15 protein-coding genes, 1 other RNA gene and 1 pseudogene are annotated in these 25,303 nt (G+C 48.5%); 6 read left to right on the top strand and 11 right to left on the bottom strand.

What is annotated here, in order from left to right; genetic code table 11:
• The first annotated feature begins 111 nt into the window (after positions 1-111).
• Together clpB and KCG55_RS09905 are read left to right on the top strand one after the other, a co-directional pair.
• Positions 112-2,685 (top strand): ATP-dependent chaperone ClpB, encoded by a 2,574-nt coding sequence (gene clpB, locus KCG55_RS09910; RefSeq protein ID WP_254322929.1) that lies wholly within the window; start codon positions 112-114, stop codon positions 2,683-2,685.
• Positions 2,686-2,914: 229 nt separating this feature from the next.
• Positions 2,915-4,903 carry a site-specific recombinase gene (locus tag KCG55_RS09905; protein WP_254322928.1) on the top strand — a complete coding sequence of 663 codons (1,989 nt, stop codon included), beginning with the start codon at positions 2,915-2,917 and terminating at the stop codon, positions 4,901-4,903.
• A gap of 65 nt (positions 4,904-4,968) precedes the next feature.
• Here the strand turns inward: KCG55_RS09905 and clpP are convergent, their stop codons facing one another.
• The 10 genes and pseudogenes from clpP to KCG55_RS09855 form a co-directional block, all read right to left on the bottom strand.
• Complete coding sequence (clpP, locus tag KCG55_RS09900; RefSeq protein ID WP_254322927.1) at positions 4,969-5,589, bottom strand: ATP-dependent Clp endopeptidase proteolytic subunit ClpP; 621 nt, start codon at positions 5,587-5,589, stop codon at positions 4,969-4,971.
• A 90-nt stretch (positions 5,590-5,679) separates the two neighbouring features.
• Positions 5,680-6,990: a trigger factor gene (gene tig, locus KCG55_RS09895; protein ID WP_254322926.1), complete on the bottom strand. Its 1,311-nt coding sequence runs from the start codon at positions 6,988-6,990 to the stop codon at positions 5,680-5,682.
• 192 nt (positions 6,991-7,182) lie between these two features.
• A pseudogene (locus tag KCG55_RS09890) lies at positions 7,183-9,525 on the bottom strand (DNA translocase FtsK); the annotation flags it as partial.
• A 290-nt stretch (positions 9,526-9,815) separates the two neighbouring features.
• Positions 9,816-10,367, bottom strand: a complete 552-nt coding sequence (locus tag KCG55_RS09885; RefSeq protein ID WP_254322924.1) for a hypothetical protein — start codon at positions 10,365-10,367, stop codon at positions 9,816-9,818.
• A 36-nt stretch (positions 10,368-10,403) separates the two neighbouring features.
• On the bottom strand, positions 10,404-10,757 hold the full coding sequence (locus KCG55_RS09880; protein WP_254322923.1) for a nucleolar protein: 354 nt from the start codon (positions 10,755-10,757) through the stop codon (positions 10,404-10,406).
• A 47-nt stretch (positions 10,758-10,804) separates the two neighbouring features.
• On the bottom strand, positions 10,805-12,724 hold the full coding sequence (locus tag KCG55_RS09875) for an ATP-binding cassette domain-containing protein (protein ID WP_254322922.1): 1,920 nt from the start codon (positions 12,722-12,724) through the stop codon (positions 10,805-10,807).
• 171 nt (positions 12,725-12,895) lie between these two features.
• Positions 12,896-13,663: an amino acid ABC transporter ATP-binding protein gene (locus tag KCG55_RS09870; protein WP_254322921.1), complete on the bottom strand. Its 768-nt coding sequence runs from the start codon at positions 13,661-13,663 to the stop codon at positions 12,896-12,898.
• A gap of 9 nt (positions 13,664-13,672) precedes the next feature.
• Positions 13,673-14,389: an amino acid ABC transporter permease gene (locus tag KCG55_RS09865; protein WP_049336124.1), complete on the bottom strand. Its 717-nt coding sequence runs from the start codon at positions 14,387-14,389 to the stop codon at positions 13,673-13,675.
• The gene (locus tag KCG55_RS09860; protein WP_250579907.1) at positions 14,379-15,203 is read right to left on the bottom strand and encodes an amino acid ABC transporter substrate-binding protein; all 825 of its coding nucleotides are present in this window, start codon (positions 15,201-15,203) and stop codon (positions 14,379-14,381) included. The genes KCG55_RS09865 and KCG55_RS09860 overlap by 11 nt, the downstream gene beginning before the upstream one ends.
• A gap of 156 nt (positions 15,204-15,359) precedes the next feature.
• Positions 15,360-17,270, bottom strand: coding sequence for an alpha-amylase family protein (locus KCG55_RS09855; protein WP_254322920.1), 1,911 nt, complete (start codon positions 17,268-17,270; stop codon positions 15,360-15,362).
• Between the two features lie 667 nt (positions 17,271-17,937).
• Between KCG55_RS09855 and KCG55_RS09850 the strand changes: the two genes are divergently transcribed.
• The 3 genes from KCG55_RS09850 to KCG55_RS09840 are packed head-to-tail and all read left to right on the top strand — an operon-like array spanning position 17,938 to position 20,863.
• Positions 17,938-18,717, top strand: coding sequence for a (Fe-S)-binding protein (locus KCG55_RS09850; protein ID WP_049323225.1), 780 nt, complete (start codon positions 17,938-17,940; stop codon positions 18,715-18,717).
• The gene (locus KCG55_RS09845; RefSeq protein ID WP_107723218.1) at positions 18,714-19,415 is read left to right on the top strand and encodes a LutC/YkgG family protein; all 702 of its coding nucleotides are present in this window, start codon (positions 18,714-18,716) and stop codon (positions 19,413-19,415) included. Before KCG55_RS09850 ends, KCG55_RS09845 begins: the two co-directional genes overlap by 4 nt.
• The gene (locus tag KCG55_RS09840; protein ID WP_254322919.1) at positions 19,412-20,863 is read left to right on the top strand and encodes a LutB/LldF family L-lactate oxidation iron-sulfur protein; all 1,452 of its coding nucleotides are present in this window, start codon (positions 19,412-19,414) and stop codon (positions 20,861-20,863) included. Before KCG55_RS09845 ends, KCG55_RS09840 begins: the two co-directional genes overlap by 4 nt.
• Before the next feature lie 188 nt (positions 20,864-21,051).
• Here the strand turns inward: KCG55_RS09840 and KCG55_RS09835 are convergent, their stop codons facing one another.
• Positions 21,052-24,885 (bottom strand): DUF3683 domain-containing protein, encoded by a 3,834-nt coding sequence (locus KCG55_RS09835; RefSeq protein WP_254322918.1) that lies wholly within the window; start codon positions 24,883-24,885, stop codon positions 21,052-21,054.
• Positions 24,886-25,145: 260 nt separating this feature from the next.
• Between KCG55_RS09835 and ffs the strand changes: the two genes are divergently transcribed.
• Positions 25,146-25,242: signal recognition particle sRNA small type (gene ffs, locus KCG55_RS09830), an RNA gene on the top strand.
• Positions 25,243-25,303 lie beyond the last annotated feature (61 nt).

Below are 25,303 nucleotides of genomic sequence, written 5' to 3'. Positions count from 1 at the left end.
TAAAACAATAATATAGTAAAAAACGTTGATTAATGGAGTAAATGGCTATTGAGTTATCCACATTTGCGCTTATATAGGCTCTAACAGAATATATTTGAAGAGGAACTTAAAATGAGATTTGATAAATTGACTGCCAAATTTCAGCAAGCTTTGCAAGAAGGTCAAAGTCTGGCTTTGGCTGCGGACAGCAGCTACCTTGAGGCCGGCTTTATCTTAAAAGCGTTGCTTGACGATCAAAACAGTGGTGCTGCTGCGTTACTGGCTCATGCAGGTGTGAATGTGCCTCAAGTGAAACAACGTTTGCAGCAACATTTGAGCAGCTTACCAAAAGTATCCGGTCAAGGTGGCGATATTATGCCTAGCCGTGAGCTGCAAGCTGTATTGAACTTGATGGACAAGGCTGCGACCAAACGCGGCGATGCCTATATCGCCAGCGAACTTTTCCTGCTGGCTTTGGTTCAGCAGAATGATGCGACCGGCAAAATTTTGAAAGAAGCCGGTGCGAACGAACAAAATATCAATGCCGCGATCGATGCGGTACGAGGAGGACAAAACGTGAACGATGCGAATGCCGAAGACCAACGCAATGCTTTGAAAAAATACACACTTGACCTGACTCAACGCGCCCGAGACGGTAAGCTCGACCCTGTTATCGGTCGTGATGATGAAATCCGCCGTGCAATTCAGGTATTGCAACGCCGTACCAAAAACAACCCTGTGCTGATTGGTGAGCCGGGTGTGGGTAAAACCGCTATTGTTGAAGGTTTGGCGCAACGTATTGTTAACGGCGAAGTGCCTGAATCCCTGCGTAACAAACGCCTTTTGGTTTTGGACTTGGCGGCTTTGATTGCTGGCGCGAAATACCGTGGTGAATTTGAAGAACGCTTGAAAGGCGTGTTGAACGACTTGGCTAAAGATGATGGTAACACTTTGATTTTCATCGATGAAATCCATACTTTGGTTGGTGCAGGCAAAACTGACGGCGCAATGGATGCGGGCAATATGTTGAAACCGGCTTTGGCGCGCGGCGAATTGCACTGTATCGGTGCGACTACTTTGGACGAATACCGTCAGTACATCGAAAAAGATGCGGCACTCGAACGCCGCTTCCAAAAAGTATTGGTTGGCGAGCCAAGTGTAGAAGATACCATTGCTATTCTGCGTGGTTTGCAAGAGCGTTATGAAATTCACCACGGTATCGATATTACTGACCCTGCTATCGTTGCCGCAGCGGAGTTGAGCGACCGTTATATTACCGACCGCTTCCTGCCTGATAAAGCGATTGATTTGATCGACGAAGCCGCCAGCCGCATCAAAATGGAGCTGGACAGCAAACCTGAGCAAATGGATAAACTTGACCGTCGCATTATCCAGCTCAAAATGGAAAAAATGCACGTTGCCAAAGAAACCGATGATGCCAGCAAAAAACGTCTGGAATTGATAGACGAAGAAATCGACGGACTGCAAAAAGAATATGCCGATTTGGATGAAATCTGGAAAGCCGAAAAAGCGGCATCATCCAGCACTGCCGACATCAAGAAACAGATGGACGACATTAAAGTCAAAATCGAACAGGCCAAACGCCAAGGCGACTTTGCCCGCGCGTCCGAACTCGAATACGGCGAGTTACCGAAATTGGGTGCACAGTTGCAGGCAGCGGAAAGCAACTCCGACGGCAAAAAACAAAACAAACTTTTCCGTACTGAAGTCGGCGCGGATGAAGTAGCCGAAATCGTTTCCCGCATGACCGGTATCCCCGTGTCAAAAATGATGGAAGGCGAACGCGACAAGCTGCTGAAGATGGAAGAAGTATTGCACCGCCGCGTGGTTGGTCAAGACGAAGCTGTGCGTGCTGTGTCTGACGCTATCCGCCGCAGCCGTTCCGGTTTGGCCGATCCGAATAAACCTTATGGCAGTTTCTTATTCTTAGGCCCGACCGGCGTGGGTAAAACCGAATTGTGTAAGGCATTGGCAGGCTTCCTGTTTGACAGCGAAGATCATCTGATTCGTATTGATATGTCCGAATACATGGAAAAACATGCTGTTGCCCGCTTAATCGGTGCGCCTCCCGGCTATGTCGGCTACGAAGAAGGCGGCTACCTGACTGAGCAAGTCCGCCGCAAACCATACAGCGTGATTCTTTTGGATGAAGTGGAAAAAGCCCATCCGGACGTATTCAACATCTTGCTGCAAGTATTGGATGACGGCCGTTTGACCGATGGACAAGGTCGAACTGTTGACTTCAAAAATACCGTTATCGTGATGACTTCCAATATCGGTAGCCAACATATCCAACAAATGGGTACTCAGGACTACGAAGCGGTGAAAGAAGCGGTGATGGAAGAAGTGAAGGCCTACTTCCGCCCCGAAATGATCAACCGTATTGACGAAGTGGTCGTGTTCCACGGACTGAATCAGGAGAATATCCGCAACATTGCGAAAATCCAGCTTAAAGGTTTGGAAAAACGTTTGGAAGCACAACATCTGCACCTGAAAGTCGATGATGCTGCCTTGGATCTGATTGCTAAAGCTGGTTTCGACCCTGTGTATGGTGCCCGTCCGCTCAAACGTGCTATTCAGTCAGAAATCGAAAACCCGCTGGCAAAAGCATTGCTTGAAGGTAAATATGCACCGGATAGCACAATCCATGTTAAAGAAGAGGGTGGTAAGCTCTTGTTTGCATAAGGTTAAAACAATGTAGTATGCTGTTGTAAAAGGCCGTCTGAAAGAATTCAGACGGCCTTTCCTAGTTATTGATTCACATCATATATTTGTTATGTAATTTGATTATTCATTGAATTTTAGAGAATATTAATCGAAAATCTTGTGCTATAGATTGATAAAGAATGCGATATAATCCGACCTGTTTGCCAAGGTTCTTGCTAAATATTTCATTTTGTGTAATAATACTACAATGCAAAAACTGACTAATCAAAATCTTCACATTATTTTGTCGGAGCGCTTAAATGATACCGACTTCGTTCTTATTCTCAATGCATTAATCAAATTTTTGCGCCGAGGAGGCAAAAAACAGGCTTCCGAGCGTTTCGATTTGATTTTATCTACTTTAAAACAAGACGATGCTTTATGCCGTCAATTCAGCCTGCGTTTCTATGCCTGGTTGTCTAAAGTTCACATCTATCCTGCACTGATTAAGCTGGGTATTTTCTCGCGCCATAGTTTTACTCGGGAGATGGGCATACGGATTTACGAACGTTTCAGCCCGTCTTATAAAGATTTTTCCAATCTGCGCGAAGTATTTTTATATCTTTTTCATTCGAAAAACGATGATAAATGGTTGCAGACTTTGAGTTTGCGTCAATGGTTGAGCATGTATGAATTGTTGCAGGGCAAAGCCGATCCTGCTTTGCTTCAGACGGCCAGCCGACAGTTGGCAGATGCCCGTTTGCGTGCAGTGGAAATGCTGTCTATTTGGATTGCTTCCGAAGCGATTGAGCCGGATTTAATACGGATTGCCCCCCGTTTGTTGGAGGCAGATTCGGCATTTGTTGCTTTGCAACGTGAAATTGCAAAATTGGTTGAACACTATCGCCACAGTGAAGAAACTTATGATACGGCGCACTTGGAGGTCATGTTTGACCAGTGCGACAAGCAAATTGAGTATCTGCGTCGTAGAGGGACTGGGGCAGGGTCTGGTTCGTCAGTGAAAGTGGCGCACTTGCTGGAGCGTTTGCAGCAAACTATCAGCCGTCTGAAACTGTTAACCAATATTCAAATCGAAACCGGCAGCCGTACCCGCTTAACCATCAATCTGATGAATGCGATGATTTACGCGGCAGTAGAGCAATACAGTACCAGCCACTTGCGTAAAAGCAGTATCCGAATGCTGGCGCGCAGTATTACGGAAAACAAAAGTCATCATGGTGAGCATTACATTACGCGCAACCGTAGTGAATATTTCAAAATGTTTTATTCCGCAGCAGGAGGCGGCGTAATTATTGCTTTGATGGCACTGAATAAAATCTATATTGCGTCTTTGGGATTCGGAGAGTTTACTACTTCATTCCTTGCCGGGCTTAACTACGGCTTAGGCTTTATGCTGATTCATATGCTGCATTGCACTGTTGCGACCAAGCAGCCTGCCATGACAGCGGCGAGCTTTGCCGAGCAGGTGGACTCAAATGAAGGGAGTAAGGCGGTGGACAACAAATTGGCAAAACTGCTCATTGATGTGTGCCGTTCGCAAAGTGTTGCTGTGTTTGGCAATGTATCGATTGCCGTATTGTTGGCGGCAGGGATTGCTTTTGGCTATGCCCATACGCATGGTCAGCCCTTGCTAAATGAGGCAGTTACGGCCTATCAGTTCAAATCCATTGAGATTTTTACCCAACCGACCTTATGGTATGCCGCTATTGCCGGTGTATGGCTGTTTTGCTCGGGGATTATTGCCGGCTTCTTTGACAACCGTTCCGATTATCTGAACCTGCGTCAGCGTCTGCCGTTTAATCCGTTGTTACGAAAAATCATGCGCCCGCAGCCACGCCGCCTTCTGGCCGCTTATATTCATAAGCATTACGGCTCGCTTATGGGCAATTTTATTTTCGGTATGCTTTTAGGTATGACCGGCTATTTTGGCCATCTTTTCGGCTTGCCGCTGGATATTCGCCATGTGGCGTTTTCTTCGGCAAATTTGGGTTATGCCGCGATTAGCGGTCATGCAGATATATTCACTTTTATGCTTGGCTTGGCAAGTGTATTGGCAATCGGCATGGTGAATCTGGTGGTCAGCTTTTCTTTAGCTTTGGCCGTTGCGCTCCGCTCTCGAGGCACGCGTTTGGGCAGTATGCGTAATCTGCTGAAGAGTTTCTGGAGTCAAGTGAAAGCCAATCCTTTGATTTTGCTGTATCCGGTTCAAGTGAATAACAAAGACAACACGAAGTAAGATTGAAGAAAGGCCGTCTGAATATATATTTTTCAGACGGCCTTTTGATTTAAAAACTATAAAGATTAGGCTTGCAGAGAGGCGCGGTTTTCCAAAACTTGGTCAATCAAACCATATTCTTTAGCTTCATCGGCAGACATATAATTGTCGCGGTCGGTATCGCGTTCCAAGTCGGCTAAATCACGATCACAATGTTTGGCGAGTAAGAGGTTCAGTTTCTCTTTGATTTTCAGCAGCTCTTTAGCATGAATTTCAATATCGGAAGCCTGACCGGCCAAGCCGCCGCTGATGAGCGGTTGGTGAATCATGATGCGGCTGTTTGGCAGGGCAAAGCGTTTGCCTTTTTCGCCTGCGGACAACAGGAATGCACCCATACTTGCCGCTTGGCCCAAGCATAAGGTAGAAACATGAGGCTTGATGAAGTTCATGGTGTCGTAAATCGACATACCGGCAGTAACCGAACCGCCCGGAGAGTTGATATAGAAGAAGATATCTTTATCTGGATTTTCGCTTTCCAAGAACAGCAATTGCGCAACAACCAAGTTGGCTGATTCGTCTGTCACCGGGCCGATCAAGAAAACGATGCGCTCTTTTAAAAGGCGTGAGTAGATGTCGAATGCGCGCTCGCCGCGACCGCTTTGTTCGATAACGGTAGGGACAAGGTAATTATTGAAATCGAAGGACATTTTTGTCTCCTGTTAATGATGGAAAAGCACCAAAGCCATTTAAAGCGCTTCGGTGCTTTTGATTGTCTGTTTCAGACGGCCTTAGAGCAATTAAGCTTGTGCGCCCATTACTTCGTCAAAAGACAGCGCTTTTTCAGTTACTTTAGCTTTGCTCAGAACGAAATCAACAACGTTGCTTTCTACTGCCAAAGAAGTCGGACCTTGCAGGCGGGAAGGCTCTGCGTAGTACCAGTCGATAACTTCTTGAGGATCTTCGTAGCTTTCAGCAAAGTTGGCAACAACGGCTTTGATTTGGTCTTCAGTTGGCTCAAGTTTGTTTTCTTCAACCAATTTAGCCAAAATCAGGCCCAAAGAAACGCGGCGTTCTGCTTGTTCTTTGAACATATCCAAAGGCAGATCCAAGTTGGCAGCGTCAGCCATACCTTGGTTAACGAAGTTTTGTTTCATTTCGTTTGCCAAGCGGGCGGCTTCTTCGTTGACCAAAGTAACAGGAACTTGCAAATCGGCTGCTTTGAGCAGGGCGTTCATTACAGATTCTTTAGTTTGTTCACCGATGCGGCGCTCAACTTCGCGGCTAACGTTTTTCTTCACTTCTTCACGCATTTTGGCAACGTCGCCGTCTTCAATACCCAAAGCTTTAGCGAAGTCTGCGTCAACTTCAGGCAAAGTAGCTTCAGAAACGTTGTTCAGAGTGATGGTGAATACGGCAGATTTACCGGCAACATCTTTACCATGGTAGTCTTCAGGGAAGTTTACGGTAACATCTTTGCTTTCACCGGCTTTCATGCCGACAACACCAGCTTCGAATTCAGGCAGCATTTGACCTGCGCCCAATACGAAAGCGTAGTTTTTAGACGCGCCGCCAGCGAAAGGTTCGCCGTCGATTTTGCCTTCAAAGTCGATGATGACGCGGTCGCCGTTTTGGGCTTCGCGGTCAACATGGTTGAAGCGGGTGCGTTGTTTACGCAGGATTTCTACAGTTTGGTCAACTTCGGCATCGCCAACAGTCGCAGTAACTTTTTCTACTTCTTGGGCAGACAGGTCGCCAATAGTTACTTCAGGGAAAACTTCAAAAATAGCGGCAACTTTGAAAGACTCTTGATCGTCTTGTTCTTCAACGGCTTCAAAGCGTGGGTAACCGGCAACTTTCAATTCTTGGGCAACGGCAACTTCGTAGAATTCGCGTTGTACCAATTCGTTGATAACGTCGTTTTGTGCGCTTGCACCGTACATTTGGGCAATCATTTTGAACGGTGCTTTACCCGGACGGAAGCCGTCAATTTTTGCACGGCGTTGGGTTTGTTTCAGTTTTTTCTCAGTTTCTGCGTTGATTTTGGACCAAGGCAGAGACAATACTACTTTGCGTTCCAGATTTTCTAAAGTTTCAACAGTTACGCTCATCGTAAGCCCTTAAATTTGTTGTGTTTAAACGGTTATCCTTATGCCCAGTATCCCGAAGAATTTCGGAAGCGTGCATAAGGTCAAAATTTAGCTGCTTAGTATAACACAATGTTTCATGAATAACATAAAAAGGCCGTCTGAAAAGTGGGAAATTCTTTTCAGACGGCCTTTGTGTTTTGATATTGTTGTTTTTTACAGCCGGTCTTTTTGTGCCAGAATCCGTCGGCTGCCGTTGATGTCTGCCGGAGAAAGAATACCGGCATTTTCAAGCGCATCTACCAAATTGGCAGCACGGTTGTAGCCGATGCGCAATTGGCGTTGGAGGGCGGAAATGGAAGTCTTGCGGCTTTCCAATACGAAGGCGACGGCTTGATCGAATAACTCATCGCTGTTTGCGTTCGGATTGACAATATTGGTGGTTTCGATGGCCGCTTCGCCACTGAGCAGGCCTTCCACATAGTTGGTCGGAGCCTGTTCTTTGACAAAATTGACGACCTGATGCACTTCATCATCGGAAACAAACGCACCTTGCAGGCGTGTCGGTTCTGCGCTGCCCGGTTGCAGGAATAATGAGTCGCCGTATTTGAGTAATTCGTCCGCACCCATTTGGTCAAGAATAGTACGGCTGTCGATTTTGCTTTGTACGGTAAAGGCCATACGTGTCGGAATGTTGGCTTTAATCAGGCCGGTAACCACATCGACACTCGGGCGCTGGGTGGCAACAATCATGTGAATGCCTGCTGCACGTGCTTTTTGGGCAAGGCGTGCGATTTGCTGCTCAACGGATTTGCGTTCGGTCATCATCAAGTCTGCCAACTCGTCGATAACAACCACAATCAACGGCAGTTTGTCAAGAGGCTCAGGATCGTCAGGATTTAAGCTGAACGGATTGAGTAATGGCTTGCCTGCTGCTTTGGCTTGTTCGACTTTTTGGTTGAAGCCGTCCAAATTACGCACGCCAGCATGGGAAAGTAGGCGATAACGTTTTTCCATTTCGGCAACACACCAGTTCAACGCTTGTCCAGCCTCGCGCATATCGGTCACCACTGGGCAGAGCAGGTGCGGAATGCCGTCGTAAATACTCAATTCCAGCATTTTCGGGTCAATCATAATGAAGCGGACTTCGTCGGGCGTGGCTTTGAAGAGCATGGACATAATCATGCCGTTTACGCCGACGGATTTACCTGAGCCGGTCATACCTGCGACCAAAAGATGCGGCATTTTTGCCAAGTCGCCGACAACGGGCGTACCTGCAATATCTTTACCCAAAGCAACGGTCAGTTTGGACTTGGCGTCGGTAAATATGGATGAAGAGAGGATTTCGCTCAACATCACGTCTTGGCGTTTCTCATTGGGCAATTCAATGCCCATGGTGTTTTTACCGGCAATGGTTTCTACGATACGTACCGCTTGCAGAGACATCGAGCGCGCCAAATCTTTGGACAGGGCGACAATTTGACTGCCTTTGACACCTTGTGCCGGTTCGATTTCGTAGCGTGTGATCACGGGGCCGGAAGTGGCGGAAACAACCTGTACACCGATGCCGAATTCAGCCAGCTTGGCTTCGATTAATTCTGCGGTCTGTTGCAATTCATCCGGATTGACGGCAACCGGTTCTTCAGACGGCATACGCAACAGGTTCATGTTGGGTTTGTGGTATTCGCCGTTGTTTTTAGGTTCAGTATCGTCAAACAGGGAAGTTTGGATTTTAGGAGGCGGCGCAACAGATACGGCAACGGTTTTACGGTTGCTGCTGCTGCCTGCCAACGGAGCAACCGGAGTAGCGGTAATAGTTTTGGCCTCTTTCACCATGCGGCGCGTATTTTGGGTTTCCAAAGCTTCGGAACGGACATCTTCTTTTTTATTTTGGAATTGAGACAGTTTTTTCATCAGGCTGCTAAACAGGCCGCCCACATGGCTGCCGGATTTGGCCATGACTTCCAACCATGACACCTGAGCCAACAGGGAAATGGACAACAGCAACATCACCAGCATAATCAACAGGCTGCCTGATTTGCCCAACAGCCAAGCCAAGCCTGAGCCGGCCAATAAGCCGACCAAGCCGCCGGCGCCGACGGGAAGGGATTCGCTTAATGCGTTGTCAAACAGGAAATGTTCGATAATCGGGCTGCACACCAGCAGGAGGAACAATGCCAAAGCGGCTACGCCGTGATTGTAGGGCTTGTGGTTTTCCTGCTTTTTCATGGGGCGGAAATTTTTGTAGAGGAAAACGCAAGAGGCGGCTATCCACCACCAAAATGATAAGCCGAACAGATAATATCCGACATCGGAAAGATATGCGCCGAAGAGGCCGCCAAGGTTGGCGACATCATTGCTTTTGGGAACGCTGCGTGACCATGCAGGGTCGTCCATACTGAAGCTGGCCAGGGAAATGGCCAGATAAATGGTGATAACCAAGCCAAACAGCCATAAAGCATCATTAATCAAGTTGACGACATGCTCGGGACGCGCTTTTTTTTCTTCGTTTCTTTGCAGCTCTTTGGCCGCCTTGAGGCGTTGGGAGACTTTATTGTCGGCTTGAGTTTGTGCTTTAGTGGATTTGCATGTGGTCGGTTTGGCTGTCGGTTTGGTAGAGACGCGTTTTTTTGTTTGGGTTTTAGAAGATTTTGCAGTCATGAGATAAAGGCCGTCTGAAAAGACCGGAGGTAATGTGCGTAAAGGGCAAATTATACCGTATTTACTAGGCACAAGAAATTGAAACGGGCGTAATCATTATAGGATTCAGGCCGTCTGTTTGGCGTGACGAAGATTTTGGATTTCGTTTCCACCTGTTCAGACGGCCTGATGTTTTGATTGATTTGGACTTACATTCTGCCCAGTTCGCGCTGGAGGGCTTGAATGTTTTTCTCCCTATCCAAAACCGCACCTTGCAATGTGCTGATGGCCTGTTGATTGACGCTGCCCCCTTTGGCTGTCCGCGCTTGGCTCAGTTGCTTTTTGGCATCGGCCAAAGCCGCACGTTCATTGGACAACTCGGTTTCCAAAATAGAACGGCGACTGTTGACACCGGAGGATTTGGGAACCGGAGGAGGAGCCGTTTCAGAAGTAGTACGGACAGGGGCAGGTTTGGGTGTTGCTTTGTGGTTGGATTTTGCCGCTGTGTTTTTGCTTTTTGCCGGAGCCGTTTGTGATGTCGGTGCGTTGAGTGTAGGCGCATCGCTGACCGGGGCGTCGTATCGGCTGCTGCTGTATTTGCCGACAATTGGTAAATCGTTGACGGCTTGGCAGTTTCCGCTTGGACGTGAGGTATAGACAATCGAGCCGTTGACTTCACAGGTGTAGATTTTTGCGGCGTGTGCTTGGCTGTTGAAAACGGCAAGCGGCAGCAGGGATAGGGTAAGCAGATATTTTTTCATGATTCAGGTAGGGCTGATTCGTTGCAGTTGAGCATTTTATTCTTGTTCAGACGGCATGGGCTGCTGTTTTTTAGCTTTTGCACTGTTTTTGTTTTTGCTCGGTTTGTCGGCTTTTTTCTCTTGTTTATCGGATTTTTCCGCGCGTGCCTTTTTCTTAGGCTTTGCACTTGCGCGTTCATCGGAGGCATTGAGGCTGCGGATGTTGAGGTGGTAACCGCTGCCTTGATGGCCGCTGATTTTAGGCAATTCGGCCTGTGCACAGGAGGATTTGGGTTCGGAAGTATAGCTGCCGTTGCCGCAGGAATAAACTGCGGCGGCTGCGTGAAGAGAAATGCCCAAGACAAAAGAGGATACGAGGAAGTATCCGGCTTGTTTGATGGTTGAAGTCATGTTTTTCCGTATTGTGTTTTATTTCAGACGGCCTGATGGCTCTATTTTTATTGGGAAAACTCGGCTTCGACATCAACTTGGATTTGCTCAAGCTCTTCCTGCCATTGCAGCCAGTTTTCTTCCAGTTGCGTTAATTTTACTTTAGTTTCTGTTAATTGTGCGAGTGTCTCTTGCAATTTGGGTTTATTTTCTTCTGAATAAGCAGATTCTTGTGCCAAAAATGCTTCACAGGCCGTCTGAATATCAGTCAATCGTGCGATTTCTTTTTCGGCTTTGTCGATCTTCTGCTGAATCGGTTTGCTGCGTTTGGCTTTTTCCTGACGGATTTGTGCTTCTATGCGCTTTGTATCCTTACGGCTTTGGCTTTGTGCAGAAGCGGCGGGGGCTGCTGCAGCGTTTTCTTGTGCCAACCGCCATTGACGGTAGTCGTTCAAATCGCCGTCGAAGTTGTTCAGACGACCTTTGTCAATAAGGAGGAAACTATCGGTAGTCGCTTCAAGCAGGCTGCGGTCGTGCGAAACAACAATCAATGCGCCTTGGAAACTTTGCAGGGCAAGTGTCAGGGCGTGGCGCATATCCGAGTCTAGGTGGTTGGTCGGTTCGTCAAGCAGGAGCAGATTAGGTTTTTGCCAGATAATCATGGCAAGGGCAAGCCGAGCTTTTTCACCGCCCGAAAAAGGCTCGGTCTTTTGAATCGCCATATCGCCAACAAAGTTGAAACCGCCTAAAAAGTTGCGGATTTCCTGTTCGCGGACTTCGGGCGAAAGCTGTTGGATATGCCAAACCGGACTTTGGTCGGTGCGTAAAGTATCCAGTTGATGTTGGGCAAAATAGCCGATATTGAGCTTTTCGGAGCGGACGATGCTGCCGGAAAGTAAATCGATTTTTCCTGCCAATGCTTTGATAAATGTAGATTTACCGCTGCCGTTAACGCCCAACAGGCCGTAACGTGCCCCGCTTTCCAGAGACAAGGTGATATCGTGCAAAACGGTATTATCACCATAACCCAAGTCGGCATGGTCGAGTTTTAATAATGGATTGGGCAGGTGGGTCGGATTGGCAAACTCAAAGGAAAACTCGCTATCCAAATGCGCAGGAGCGATGCGCTCGAGCTTGGCTAATGCCTTCATGCGGCTTTGAGCTTGTACGGCCTTTGTGGCTTTGGCTTTGAAACGGTCGATAAAGGATTGCAGATGTTTGATTTGCGCCTGCTGTTTGACGTAGGCGGCTTGTTGTTGCACCAGACGTTGGGCGCGTTCGGCTTGGTAGAAATCGTAATTGCCGCCGTATTGGGTCAGTTTTTGTTGCGACAGCTCGATGGTCTGCGTTGTGGTGGCATTCAAGAAGTCGCGGTCATGGGAGATGATGATTTGCGTACAGGGCAGGGAGGCGAGATGGTTTTCCAGCCACAATACGGTTTCTAAATCCAAGTGGTTGGTTGGTTCGTCCAAAAGCAGCAAATCGGCACGACAAATCAGCGCTTGGGCAAGGTTGAGGCGCATACGCCAGCCGCCGGAAAAAGATTTGACGGGGCGGGTATGTTCTTCTTGTGCAAAACCTAAGCCGTTAAGCAGTTTGGCGGCGCGTGCCGGAGCAGTGTAGGCATCGATTTCTTCAAGTTTGGCGTGATATTCGGCTTGCTTCATGCCGTCGTTTTGCGCTTCTGCTTGGGCCAAAGCCGTCTGAAAAGCCTGTAATTCGGCATCGCCTTGCAAAACGTAGTCTAAAGCGGAAATATCTAAATCAGGCGTTTCTTGAGAGACGGAAGCCAGACGCCATGTTTTGGGAATAAGGATTTCGCCGCCATCTTGTGTGATTTCACCTTTTATCAGCGCAAACAGGCTGGATTTCCCCGTACCGTTTTTGCCGATTAAACCAACGCGTTGGCCGGGGTTGATTACGGCATCGGCTTTATCGAGCAGGACTTTCAAACCGCGTTGCAGGGTGAGTTTTTTAATTTCTATCATGATGGCAGGCAAGGGGGTAAGTAAAACGAAAGGCGTTATTTTACCTGAAAAGACATATAAAAGGCCGTCTGAACAAGTATGAAGACGAAATCAACGATTTCTATTTCACTTATTCAGACGGTCTTTATGAAATGACAGCCGAAAATGCTTTCAAATTGTCTGCCGTTTCAATTAAATTTGAAGATCGGTATTGTCCGCACGGATTTGGCGCAGGAATTTTTGTGTCCGCTCATGTTTGGGATGATTGAACAAATCTTGCGGGCTGCCTTGTTCGACAATAACACCGCCGTCCATCACGACAACAGTGGTTGCCACTTCTAAGGCGAATTTGATTTCATGCGTAACGACAACCATGGTCCAGCCTTCTTGTGCCAATTCCTTCATGGTATCCAAAACATCTTGTACCAATTCAGGGTCAAGCGCGGAAGTCGGTTCGTCAAACAGCATCAGTTCAGGCTGAATCGCCAATGCTCGGGCAATGCCGACGCGTTGCTGTTGACCGCCGGAAAGTTGGTAGGGGTAGAGGTCAATCTTATCGCCCAAACCGACTTTTTCAAGCAATTTGACAGCCTCTTCACGCGCTTTGGCGACAGGCTTACCTTGTACGGCAACCGGCCCTTCCATGACGTTTTCCAACGCGGTTTTGTGCGGAAAGAGGTTGTATTGTTGGAACACCATGCCGGATTTGCGGCGCAGTGCCAAAATATCGTGTTTGCTTGGTTTTTTAGAAAAATCGATGCTTAACGGCTGCGCATTGGCAAATTCGATCTGACCTTGTTCAGGCATTTCTAAAGCGTTTAAACAGCGTAGAAATGTGGTTTTGCCTGAGCCGGAAGGGCCTAGGATAACCACCACTTGTCCTTTGCCAACATCCAAATCGATGCCGCGCAAAATGGTATTTTCGCCAAAGGTCTTATGGATATTGCGGATTTTAATCATGACAACTCCTTATTTGGCGACATAGCGGTCGAAACGTTTTTCCAAACGCGCCTGAATCAGAAACAGCACTTTGCAGAAGCACCAATAAACCAATGCGGCTTCGATATAAACCGGTAAGAAGTCATAAGTACGGTTTGCCGTCTCTTGGGCGACACGGAAAAGCTCTGTTACTGTTACCACGGCGGCAAGCGAGGTGTTTTTGAACAAGCCGATAAATTCATTGCTCAAAGGCGGTACGGCAACGCGGAATGCCTGCGGTGCGACAATGCGGCGGAAAGTCTGCATATAGGTCATACCGATGGAGAAACCTGCTTCCCATTGGCCTTTAGGTACGGACAAAATTGCCGCGCGTATGGTTTCGGAAGCGTATGCGCCGACATTGAGCGAAAAGCCGATGATGGCGGCAGGAATCGGATCGATATAGATGCCGACGGAAGGCAAACCATAGAATACGATGACCAATTGCACCAAAAGCGGCGTACCGCGAATGACGGAAATATAAAATTCAACCAGCTTCAGCAAGCATTTTTGGAAAATGCCGCCGGAGGGCATGATTCGCACCAAAGCAACGGCTACGGCAATAATCATGCCGATAACGAAAGAAGCGATAGCCAAAGGCAAAGATACTGCGAAGCCGGCTTTGACCATAGGCCAAAACGCGCTGATGAGCATATCAGCGCGTGTTTCCGTCATAAACGGCAGAGAGGCAAGGAAATTATTTAACACTGATGTCTTTTCCGAAGAATTGTTCGCCCAGTTTTTTCAGCGTGCCGTCGGCTTTCAGTTCAGTCATGGCTGTGCTGAATTTGGCCAATGCTTCATCATTGCCTTTATTGACAATCAAGCCGGAGCCGACTTTTTCGTCAGCAGGGGCAGACCAAACGATTTGTACGCCGGCATTTGGGTTTTTCTTCAGGTAATCCAATACCGCCAATTCGTCGTTCAGGGTTGCGTCGGCACGTTTTTGTTCAATCAGGGTCAGCGATTGCGCCAAACCATCTACCGGTACGAGTTCTGCGCCCGCAGCTTTGGCTTTTTCGCCATAGTTGCTGGTCAGGGATTGTGCGGTTTTTACGCCTTTAATGTCGTCGATGGATTTGATGTTGCTGTCTTTACGGGCAACCAATACGGCACCGCTCCAGCTGTAAGGCTCGGATTTGTCAAAGGTCGCTTGACGCTCAGGGCTGGTCAGGCCGACTTGGTTGGCAACCACGTCAAAACGGCCGGCTTTTAAACCTGCCATCATGGAGTCCCATTGTGTTTCTTTAAATTCAACTTTGATGCCCAGTTTGTCGGCAACTGCGCGGGTTACTTCGACATCGTAGCCGGTCAGTTTGCCGTCTTTGTCGTGGTAGGTGAATGGTGCGTAAGTACCTTCCGTACCGACAGTGATGGTACCTTTGTTGTTGATACGCTCAATTAGTGAACCGGAGGCCGCACCGGATTGTGCCGGAGCAGAAGAAGCTGAGTTGCTGCCTTCGCCGCCGCAAGCTGCCAAAACTACTGCGGCGATGCTGCCAAGTACGAATTTTTTCAACATGGATTTTTACTCCTGACTTTAAGTGTGTCATTTGGTATTAAAGCGTGCATTCTAAGCGAAACTGCCCAAAATACAAAATACATCTTATGCCTTAAAAGGCCGTCTGAATGCTGATTTGTTCAGACGGCCTTGAATGATGTATAAAAAAAATTCAGCTTATGCAATTTCAAGCCACATGACTTGATAGGGTTGCAGTACCAAGTCCTGATTCAGAGAAACGGTTTGACCGCTGATCAAATCGTGCGCTTTAAACGGCATGGCCTGCAGGGTGTGCGCACTGATGGTTTGCGCATGTTCGCTGAAGTTGCCGAATGCCAAAAGCGCGTTGTTGCGCATGTAGCCGATGATGTGTTTGTTGTTGGTATTGAAGGTGACCAACCTGCCGCCATTAAAGCGCGGATTGCTTTGGCGGATGGAAATCATATGGCGCAAACCTTGGAAGATTTGACCGGCAGTGGTCGAGCTGTCATGACGTTGCTTGTACAGCTCCTCATTGTAACGAGGACGGTGTGCCCAGCGGCTGTCGTCGCTCTTATTACTGTCTTGCGACCAGTCGTCGTCATTGAGCGTACCCACTTCGTCGCCTAGGTAAATCAGCGGCAGGCCGCCGGTACTCAAAGCAATGCTGTACAAGAGTTTGATGCGGTCAACGGCATGCGGATCGTTTTGAGCCAAGCCGACCAATGCTGCGGCTGTACCGCTGACGCGGCAGTCGCCTGTGCTTGGATTGTATTGGAACGGTATACCGCGTGCGAAGCTGCCGTCGAAATGGTTGACGAAGAAGCGGTTGAGGAATTGGCGGTGGTCGTAGCCGTGGATGCCGAATTGTGATGCGTCTTCGTCGGCGAATGTCCAGCCGATGTCGTCATGACTGCGGACGTAGTTGACCCATGCTGTGTGGTCGGGCAGGTTGTGGCGGTAGGTCAGTGCTTGATGGAGCAGGTTGACTTCGCGTGTGGCAAGCGTGTTCCACAACAATGCCATTTGCAGAGGGTTGTAGCCGATTTGGCATTCGTCTTGGCTGATGTATTGGACAACTTGGTCAGGATGGACGATGGCTTCGGATTTGAAGAACACGGCAGGCGCTGCGATACGCATTACAGAGTTAAACGCGCGAATCAGGGCGTGTGCCTGAGGCAGGTTTTCGCAGCTTGTGCCCATTTGCTTCCAAATAAAGGCAACAGCGTCCATGCGCAGAATATCAACGCCCAAGTTGGCAAGGAACATCATTTCGCCCGCCATGGCGCGGAACACCCAAGGATTGCTGTAATTCAAATCCCATTGGAAGGAATTGAACGTCGTCCACACCCAGCGTCCGTCTTCTAATTGGGAGAATCCGCCCGGATGCTGGTCAGGGAAGATTTCGCGCAGGGTGCGGTCGTATTGGTCGGGCATCCAGCGGTCGGGGAAGATGTAGTAGAAGTTGTCGTAGAGCGGATTGCCGGCGGCGCAGCCTTTTGCCCATTCGTGTTCGTTAGAAGTGTGGTTAAAGATGAAATCGACAACGGCGGAAATACCTGCTTCGTGCAGCGCGGCAATGACATCGCGCAAGTCGTCTATTGTCCCCAGTGCTGGATTGACATCGCGGTAGCTACTGACTGCATAGCCGCCGTCGCTTTTGCCTTCAGGGCATTTAAACAGGGGCATCAGGTGCAGATAGGTCAGCCCCAATTCTTGGAAATAAGGGATTTTGGCTTTCAAGCCTTGCAGATCGCCTGCGAACAAATCGACGTAGCACACGCCGCCAACCTGTTTGTTGGACAAAATCCAGTCAGGATCGTTTTCGCGCGCAATATCGATGTCTTTTAAGGATGAGTTGCGTTGGGAATAGCTTTGCCATGCTTGGGCAATCAGTTGCTCCAGCATGGGGAGGACGGCTTCGTTGTTGTTGTAAACATTGTCCAGCTCGTGCATCAGTTTTGGGAAGTGTTCCTCAAGTCGTCTGTCAAACTGTTTCCAGTCTTCAGATGTCTCGATGCTTGCACGCTGTTCGGGGGTATAAATAGATAGGGTGCGTTCTTTAAGGTGATGCAAGGTCAAATCAACCTGTTGAGCCTGGGTCAACATAATGCCTACTCCGAAGTTAAGGTGAAATTGTTTTGAAGCTTGGTTTCACTTCTTTTGCAAATCCATGCCGATTGTGGGTGGCTAAGACTGTAATTTTGCGTCAAGAAACTGTCACAATAATACTGGAAGTGCTTGAGTGTGCATAGGGTTTTCAAGGTTAGGAACGATGATTTTCCAAGTGTTTGATTTTGATTAGAAGTAAGGTTGAGTATATGGAAAGAGGCCTTTTGACGAACTTATCTTTCAGACGGCCTGAGTCTTGTGAGAAAAACTTTTATTTTTATTGTCTTAGATATCTTTTTATTCCTGTATGGCCGTCTGAAACATATGTACAGCATAGCGGATTGCTTGTTTCGTCTAAAAACGTGTCATAGCGATTAAATTTATGACTTCTGATGTAAATCAAGATTCGATAAAGAGGCAGTTATTCTGATTTGAAGAGAGAGGGGATGGACGAGTTTCATTTATTAAAAAATGAATCCATTAGTTTTCTTATTGATAGTGGTTATTATGTAGATTATCAAGTTAATAAAGGAAGGGTTTTTATCTGGTTTGTCATGCTTTTTTAATATTATTTTTTAAAATTAGACTTGACCCATTACAAGCAATTACTTAAAGTACCCATCTTATTTTTACACAAGAAAACGGGTTGTCCCGTTCCAAAAAAATGAGCGCAATCAAACCACCACAAATCACCGTATTCGACAGCAAGCCAACCGATGCTTATTTCTTCGGTACTTGCGTTCTCGACCTTTTCATGCCGGAAGCAGGCATGGATGCCATCACTTTAATCGAACAACAGGGTATCCGTATCCATTATCCGATGGAACAAAGCTGCTGCGGCCAACCGGCCTATTCGTCAGGCCATCCTAAAGAAGCCTTTGATGTTGCCAAAGCGCAACTGGATTTATTCCCTGAAAATTGGCCGATTGTCGTGCCTTCCGGTTCTTGCGGCGGCATGATGAAACACCACTGGCCGACTTTGTTCAAAGGTACCGAGTACGAGCAAAAAGCGATTGATTGCGCCAACCGTATCATTGAATTTACCCACTTCCTGCTGGCGATTGGTTACAAACCTGAAGATAAAGGCGAGCCGGTTAAAGTGGCCGTTCATACTTCCTGCGCGGCACGTCGTGAGATGAATGTCCATTTGTCAGGCTGGCAGTTGATTGACGGCATGGAAAATGTTGAACGTATCGTTCACGACCATGAAAGCGAGTGCTGCGGTTTTGGCGGTACATTCTCTGTGAAACAAGCTGATATTTCCGGCGCGATGGTAACCGACAAAGTTGCAGCCTTAAAAGAAACAGGCGCAACTGAAATCATCAGTGCGGATTGCGGCTGCATGATGAATATCGGCGGCAAAATTGCTAAAGACGAACCCAATATGCCGCGTCCGAAACATATTGCATCTTTCCTGTTGGAACGTACCGGAGGTAAAGCATGAGCGCGCGCGAAAATATTTTAGCGAAACTGAAAAAAGCCGATGCCTTGCCGATGGAAGAACCGCCGGTTTTTGATTATTACCGTGAAATGGGTGTTTCTTGGGCAAACGATGTCGAACGCTTGAAACATTGGGCGGCTGCCATGCGTGCCGTCAAAACTGAAATCTATTGGGTTACCAAATCCAACTGGCCGCAAGTATTCCGTCAAGCAGCCGAAGGCAAAGGCTTGAAAAACATTCTGCTACCATTGGAAACAGAACATGGTCAGCTGGCCCGTGCAGCTTTGGCCGATACCAATATTGAACCTCGTGGTTTTGAGCGAAAAATCGACGACTGGAAAAACGAATTCTTTACCGATATCGAGGCTGGTTTTAGCGGCTCTAAATGCGGTATTGCCCGTACCGGTACTATTATGCTGGAGTCCAGCCCTCTTGAGCCGCGCAGCCTGAGTTTGGTTCCGCCTGTACATTTCTGCTTGTTTGACACCAGCAAAATGTACAACGAATTCCATAATGCTGTTGAAGGTGAAAAACTGGTAGAAAAAGGCATGCCTACCAACGTTATTTTGATTTCCGGTCCGTCTAAGACTGCCGATATTCAATTGACTTTGGCCTATGGTGCACACGGCCCGCGCGATTTGGTGGTTTTGGCCGTTCTGCCTGATCATATTTCCCCTGCTGATTTGGAGGAAAAAGCATGAGTTCTCAAACCATTAAATTCCATATGAAGCCGGAAACGTTCAAGCAAAACGCTGCGATTTCTTTGCAAGACAAGCCTCTGCGTAAAAGCTTGCGCACGGCGATGGATATGCTGATGACCAAGCGCAAAGCCGTTTTGACAGATGAAGAAGAGCTGCAAAGCCTGCGTGACTTGTGTGAACATGTCCGTCAGCGTTCGTTGTCCAAATTGCCTGCATTGCTGGAACAGCTGGAAGAAAACCTGACCAAGCTGGGCGTTAAAGTCCACTGGGCGGAAACCCCTGTCGAAGCCTGCCAAATCATTCACAACATCATTACCGATAAAAACGGCAAGCTGATGGTGAAAGGCAAATCTATGGTCAGCGAAGAGATTGAGCTGAACCATTATCTGCAAGACCAAGGCATTAAAGCGGTTGAGAGCGATTTGGGCGAGTTTATCGTTCAAATGGCCGGTGAGAAACCAACCCATATCGTGATGCCTGCCATTCATAAGACCAAAGAGCAGGTGAGCGAGCTTTTCCATCAAAACCTCGGTACGCCATTAACAGATGATGTAGACCAACTGACCGGATTTGCGCGTAAAGCCTTGCGCGATATTTACAGTACTGCCGATGTCGGTTTGAGCGGTGTGAACTTTGCCGTTGCTGAAACAGGCACTTTGTGTTTAGTTGAAAATGAAGGTAACGGCCGTTTGAGTACCACTGTACCGCCTGTGCACATTGCTATTACCGGCATTGAAAAAGTGGTTGCGAAGCTGTCGGATGTTCCGCCTTTGTACAGCCTGTTGCCACGTTCTGCCATCGGTCAGAACATTACCACTTATTTCAATATGATTACCGGCCCTCGCCGTAGCGAAGAGCTGGACGGCCCTCAAGAAATGCACTTGGTACTGCTTGATAACGGCCGTAGCCAAGCGTATGCAGAAGATCAAATGCGCCGTACTTTGCAATGCATCCGTTGCGGTGCGTGTATGAACCACTGTCCGGTTTATACCCGTATCGGTGGCGCGGCTTACGGTACGACTTATCCCGGCCCGATTGGCGAGATTATCTCTCCGCATTTGTTGGGCTTGGATGCGACACGCGATCTGCCGACTGCATGTACCATGTGTGGCGCCTGTGTTGAAGTTTGTCCGGTACGCATTCCGATTACCGAACAAATGCAACGTCTGCGTGTTGAAGCGCAACGTTCGCCAACCGAAATCGTTCCACATCCTATCCGTGGTCAAGGTGCATCGCATACTTTCGGCGAACAAATGGCATGGCGTACGTTTGACGGTATTTTCAGCGGCAGTAAAGCTTACCGTGCATTCGGTTGGACAGCCACTAAATTCCGCGCATTGACACCTAGCAAGCAGCTGGGTTGGACGGATAACCGTGTTCCGATGAAACCGGCTAAGAAAACGCTGCATCAACTGATGGCAGAAAAACTCCAGAAAGAAAAAGCATAAGGCTTGATAAATAAAACCTGAGGAATAAAAGGCCTCAGGTTTTATTTTTTATTGAATACTACTGGTATGGCATTGTTATTTGCAAAGGCGTCTGATTTGATTATTTTATCTTGATTCTTTTGAATAAAAAGGCCGTCTGAAAGATTTTCAGACGGCCTTTATTACAGCCAAAAGTTTTGCCTAAGTCCTTAGAGCAATACTTTTTCTACACCGCCGTTATTGGCTTTTTTCACAAACTCATCCAGCCAGTTTTCGCCGAGGATGTGTTTTGCCATTTCAATGACGATGTAGTCTGCAGGTATATTGTTGTCGTCGGCGTAGCGGCTCAGACCTTGCAGGCAGGCTGGGCAGGAGGTAAGCATTTTGACGGGTTCACCCTGCGGCAGCTCTTTGAGGTTTTTCTCAATTTCCTCTTGTTTGCGGAACTTGACCTGAGTGGCAATGTCGGGTCGTTTGACGGCAAACATACCGGATTCGCCGCAGCAACGGTCGCTTAAGACGACTTTTTGCCCCATGAGGCTGCTTGCCATTTGGGTGGCATTCATTGTTTTGATCGGGGTATGGCAAGGATCGTGGTAGAGGTATTGCTGACCTTGTACTCCGTTTAGCTGCACACCTTTTTCAAGCAGATATTCGTGGATGTCGATGATGCGGCAGCCAGGGAAGATTTCCTCAAAACGGTATTTTTCCAGTTGGTCGTAGCAGGTACCGCAACTGACGACGACGGTTTTAATGTCGAGGTAGTTGAGGGTGTTTGCCATACGGTGGAAAGCCACGCGGTTGTTGGTGCTCATTTCTTCGGCTTTAGCCTTATTACCGCCTGCGTCTTGCGGATAGCCGCAACACATATAGCCGGGTGGCAGGACAGTTTGGACACCAACATGCCAAAGCATGGCTTGAACGGCAAGTCCGATTTGGCTGAACAGACGCTCAGAGCCGCAACCTGGGAAGTAGAACACGGCTTCGGCATCTTCCGGAGCAGCCGGATTGCGGATGATAGGAATACTCTTGTCGTCTTCTATACCCAGCATGGAGCGCGGAGTTTTGGCAGGCACGCTTTTCGGCAAAGGACGGTTGATGAAATGGATAACCTGTTCTTTGATTGAGGCAGTACCGACGGTGGCTTTCGGTTCGGCTTTTTGCTTTTTAGTGCCGATCGGAAGAAGCTTGCCGATTTTGTAGGCAAAGTTCTGCGCTGGGAAGCCTGTCTGTATCATGGCGGCGCGAAGGGCTTTGATGGTTTTCGGGCCTGTGGCGTTCAAAAATGCCATGCCCATTGAAGCCGCAGGCGCAAATCGTTTGTGGCCGGAATCGGCAAGGTAGTTGCGGACGGCTACGGTAACGTCGCCGAAGTCGATGTTGACAGGGCAAGGTTTAACGCAGCGGTGGCACACGGTGCAGTGGTCACCGATGTCCATCAGTTCTTCAAAATGTTTAATGGAAACGCCGCGACGGGTTTGTTCTTCGTATAAGAAGGCTTCGGTCAGCAAGCCTACGCCGAGGATTTTGTTGCGTGGGCTGTACAGCAGGTTGGCACGCGGAACATGAGTAGAGCAAACTGGTTTGCATTTGCCGCAGCGCAGACAGTCTTTGATGGAATCGGCGATGGTGCCGAGGTCTGATTTTTCCATAATCAGCGATTCCGCGCCCAAAAGCTCGAAAGACGGCGTGTAGGCGTTGCGCAGGTCCGAGCCTTTCATGAGTTTGTGACGGTTGAAGGTGTGTTTCGGATCGACTTGGTTTTTATAGTCCCAAAACGGCTGCAAATCTTCATCGGTCAAAAATTCGAGCTTGGTGATGCCGATGCCGTGTTCGCCGGAAATTACGCCGCCGAGCGAACGGGCGATTTTCATGATGCGTTCCACAGAACGGTAGGCCGTCTGAAGCATTTCGGCATCGTCTGAGTTAACCGGAATATTGGTATGAACGTTACCGTCGCCGGCGTGCATATGCAGGGCGACGAAGACGCGGCTACGCACGGTTTTGGCGTGGATTTTGCCCAAGCCTTGGATAATTTTGGTATCTGTTTTGCCGCTGAAGATTTCAGAAAGCGGCTTCATTACGTCCGCTTTGACAGACACGCGCAGGCGGAAATCGCGGAAGGCAATAAAGCAGCTTTCATTGTCTTTGGCTTCGGGCGCGGCATGGACGGCTGCGCCATAGCGAGCCTTATAGTCGGCAAGTGGCGCGTCCAAGTTAGCAAGCAGCCATTCCCAACGCGCTTTGACAGCGGAAACGTGGGCTAGGGCGTGCTTTCCGCGTTCGCCCAACAGTTCGGCGGTCGGCAGGTCTGTTCCCATTTTGTCGATGGGGAGTTTGCCGGACAGATATTGCTCTAATGCGGCGCAGAGTTTGAGTTTGTTTTGAATGGAAAGCTCAATATTGATGCGTTCGATGCCGTCTGAATACTCGCCAAGCCTTTCCAAAGGGATGACCACGTCTTCGTTGATTTTAAAGGCGTTGGTGTGTTTAGCGATGGCTGCGGTGCGGCTGCGGTCGAGCCAGAAGGTTTTGCGGGCTTCAGGAGATATGGCAATAAAGCCTTCGCCGTCGCGGGCGCGGGCAAGTTCGCAGATGTGTTCGGCGGCTGCCTGTACGGCGGCTTCGTCGTCGGAAACCACGTCTGCCAGCAAGACCATTTTAGGTCGGCCTTTGCCCGCCGCTTTGGTGGCATAACCGACGGCGCGGACGTAACGCCAGTCTAAATGCTCCAAACCGGCCAATCGTACGCTTTCATGGGTAAGCAGGAAATCGCGGATTTCAACAATGGACGGGGTAGCGGTGGCGACCGTACCGAAAAATTCCATACACACAGTGCGCGTGTATTTCGGCATTTTATGCAATACGAAGGCAACACTGGTGATGATGCCATCCGTGCCTTCTTTTTGCACGCCGGGCAGGCCGCTCAAGAATTTATCGGTAACGTCTTTGCCTAAACCGACTTTGCGGAATTTGTAGCCGGGGATTTCCAAACGTTCGGTTTTAACGATATTGATGCCGTCTGAATCCAGCGTATGAACGTCGAAAACGGCGGTTTCTTCGTCGTGGATTTTGCCGAAATTGTGGCGCACGCGCTCGATGCGCAGCCATTCGCCCTGCGGGTTGACCATCTGCCAGTAGGCGAGGTTGTCCAAGGCAGTACCCCACAGTACGGCTTTTTTACCGCCTGCGTTCATCGCTACATTGCCGCCCACGCAAGACGCATCGGCGGAAGTCGGATCAACGGCGAACACCAAACCTGCGTGATGCGCGGTTTCTTCCACTCGGCGGGTTACTACGCCTGCGCCGCAATGGATAATCGGATGTCTGCCGTCCAAGCCTGCCAGTTCAACGTATTCGACGCCTCGATGTTTGTCGAGTTTTTCGGTATTGATGACTGCGCTGTTTGCGTCCAAAGGTACCGCACCGCCGGTATAACCTGTACCGCCGCCGCGTGGGATAATGACCAAGTCCAATTCGATTAAGGCGCGCACCAAAGGCGCAATTTCTGCCTCGGTATCAGGATTGATGACGACAAACGGATACTCCACGCGCCAGTCGGTTGCATCGGTAACATGCGTTACGCGAGCCAATCCGTCAAACATGATGTTGTGTGGTTTGGTGATTTTGCTTAAGCGTTCCAAAATCTGATGGCGTTTTTGGATGGTTTCATCAAAACTGCTATCAAAACGCTCGACTGCTTTTTCTGCTGCGGCAACCAAGACATCTACTTGCTGATTGTCGTCGCGGCGTTTGCGGATTTCATTTAAGCGGTGGCGCATTTCGCGTACCAGCGCGGCGCGGCGTTTTGGGTGCTCCAGCAAGTCATCGACCAGATACGGATTGCGCACGACCACCCAAATATCGCCCAATACTTCAAACAGCATTCGTGCCGAACGTCCCGTCCTGCGCTGTCCGCGCAAGTCTTGTAGAATCTGCCACGCCTCGTCGCCCAACAGTCGGATGACGATTTCACGGTCGGTATAAGAAGTATAGTTATAGGGAATTTCTCGAATACGCTGAGGGGCAGTAGTCGTGGTCATGGTCGTGTTCCGTTGATGGATGTAATGTTTTTATATTAAAGGCCGTCTGAAAAATGCAATTTCTTCTTGATGGCGTAAAGTGTTAATGTAGTGTAATTTTCGATATTTTTCAACGGAAAAGACAATAAACATTTCAATGGGAATGATTTGTAACTAGGTAATATTGTTTACAATCTTGTCGTGTAAATGGTTTTCAGACGGCCTGACAGATTTTATCGCTTGAGTTTTTCTGTAAAACCGCTATAATGCGTTTCTTCTATGGCGGGTCTCCCCGCATGGTAATTTGGAACACCGGGTCAGGGGCGGAAGCCAGCAGCCCACTCTGATGAGCCAGTGCCGGGGGTTCGGCTCGCCACCTTATTTAAAAATGCCGGAGATGGTTAAGCCTCCGGCATTTTTTATTGTATAAAGCATAATA

This window comes from Neisseria subflava (assembly GCF_024205745.1).
Classification (GTDB): Bacteria; Pseudomonadota; Gammaproteobacteria; order Burkholderiales; family Neisseriaceae; genus Neisseria; species Neisseria flavescens_B.
The sequence above is the reverse complement of the archived record's forward strand: the minus strand, read 5'-3'. Positions and strand labels throughout refer to the sequence as shown.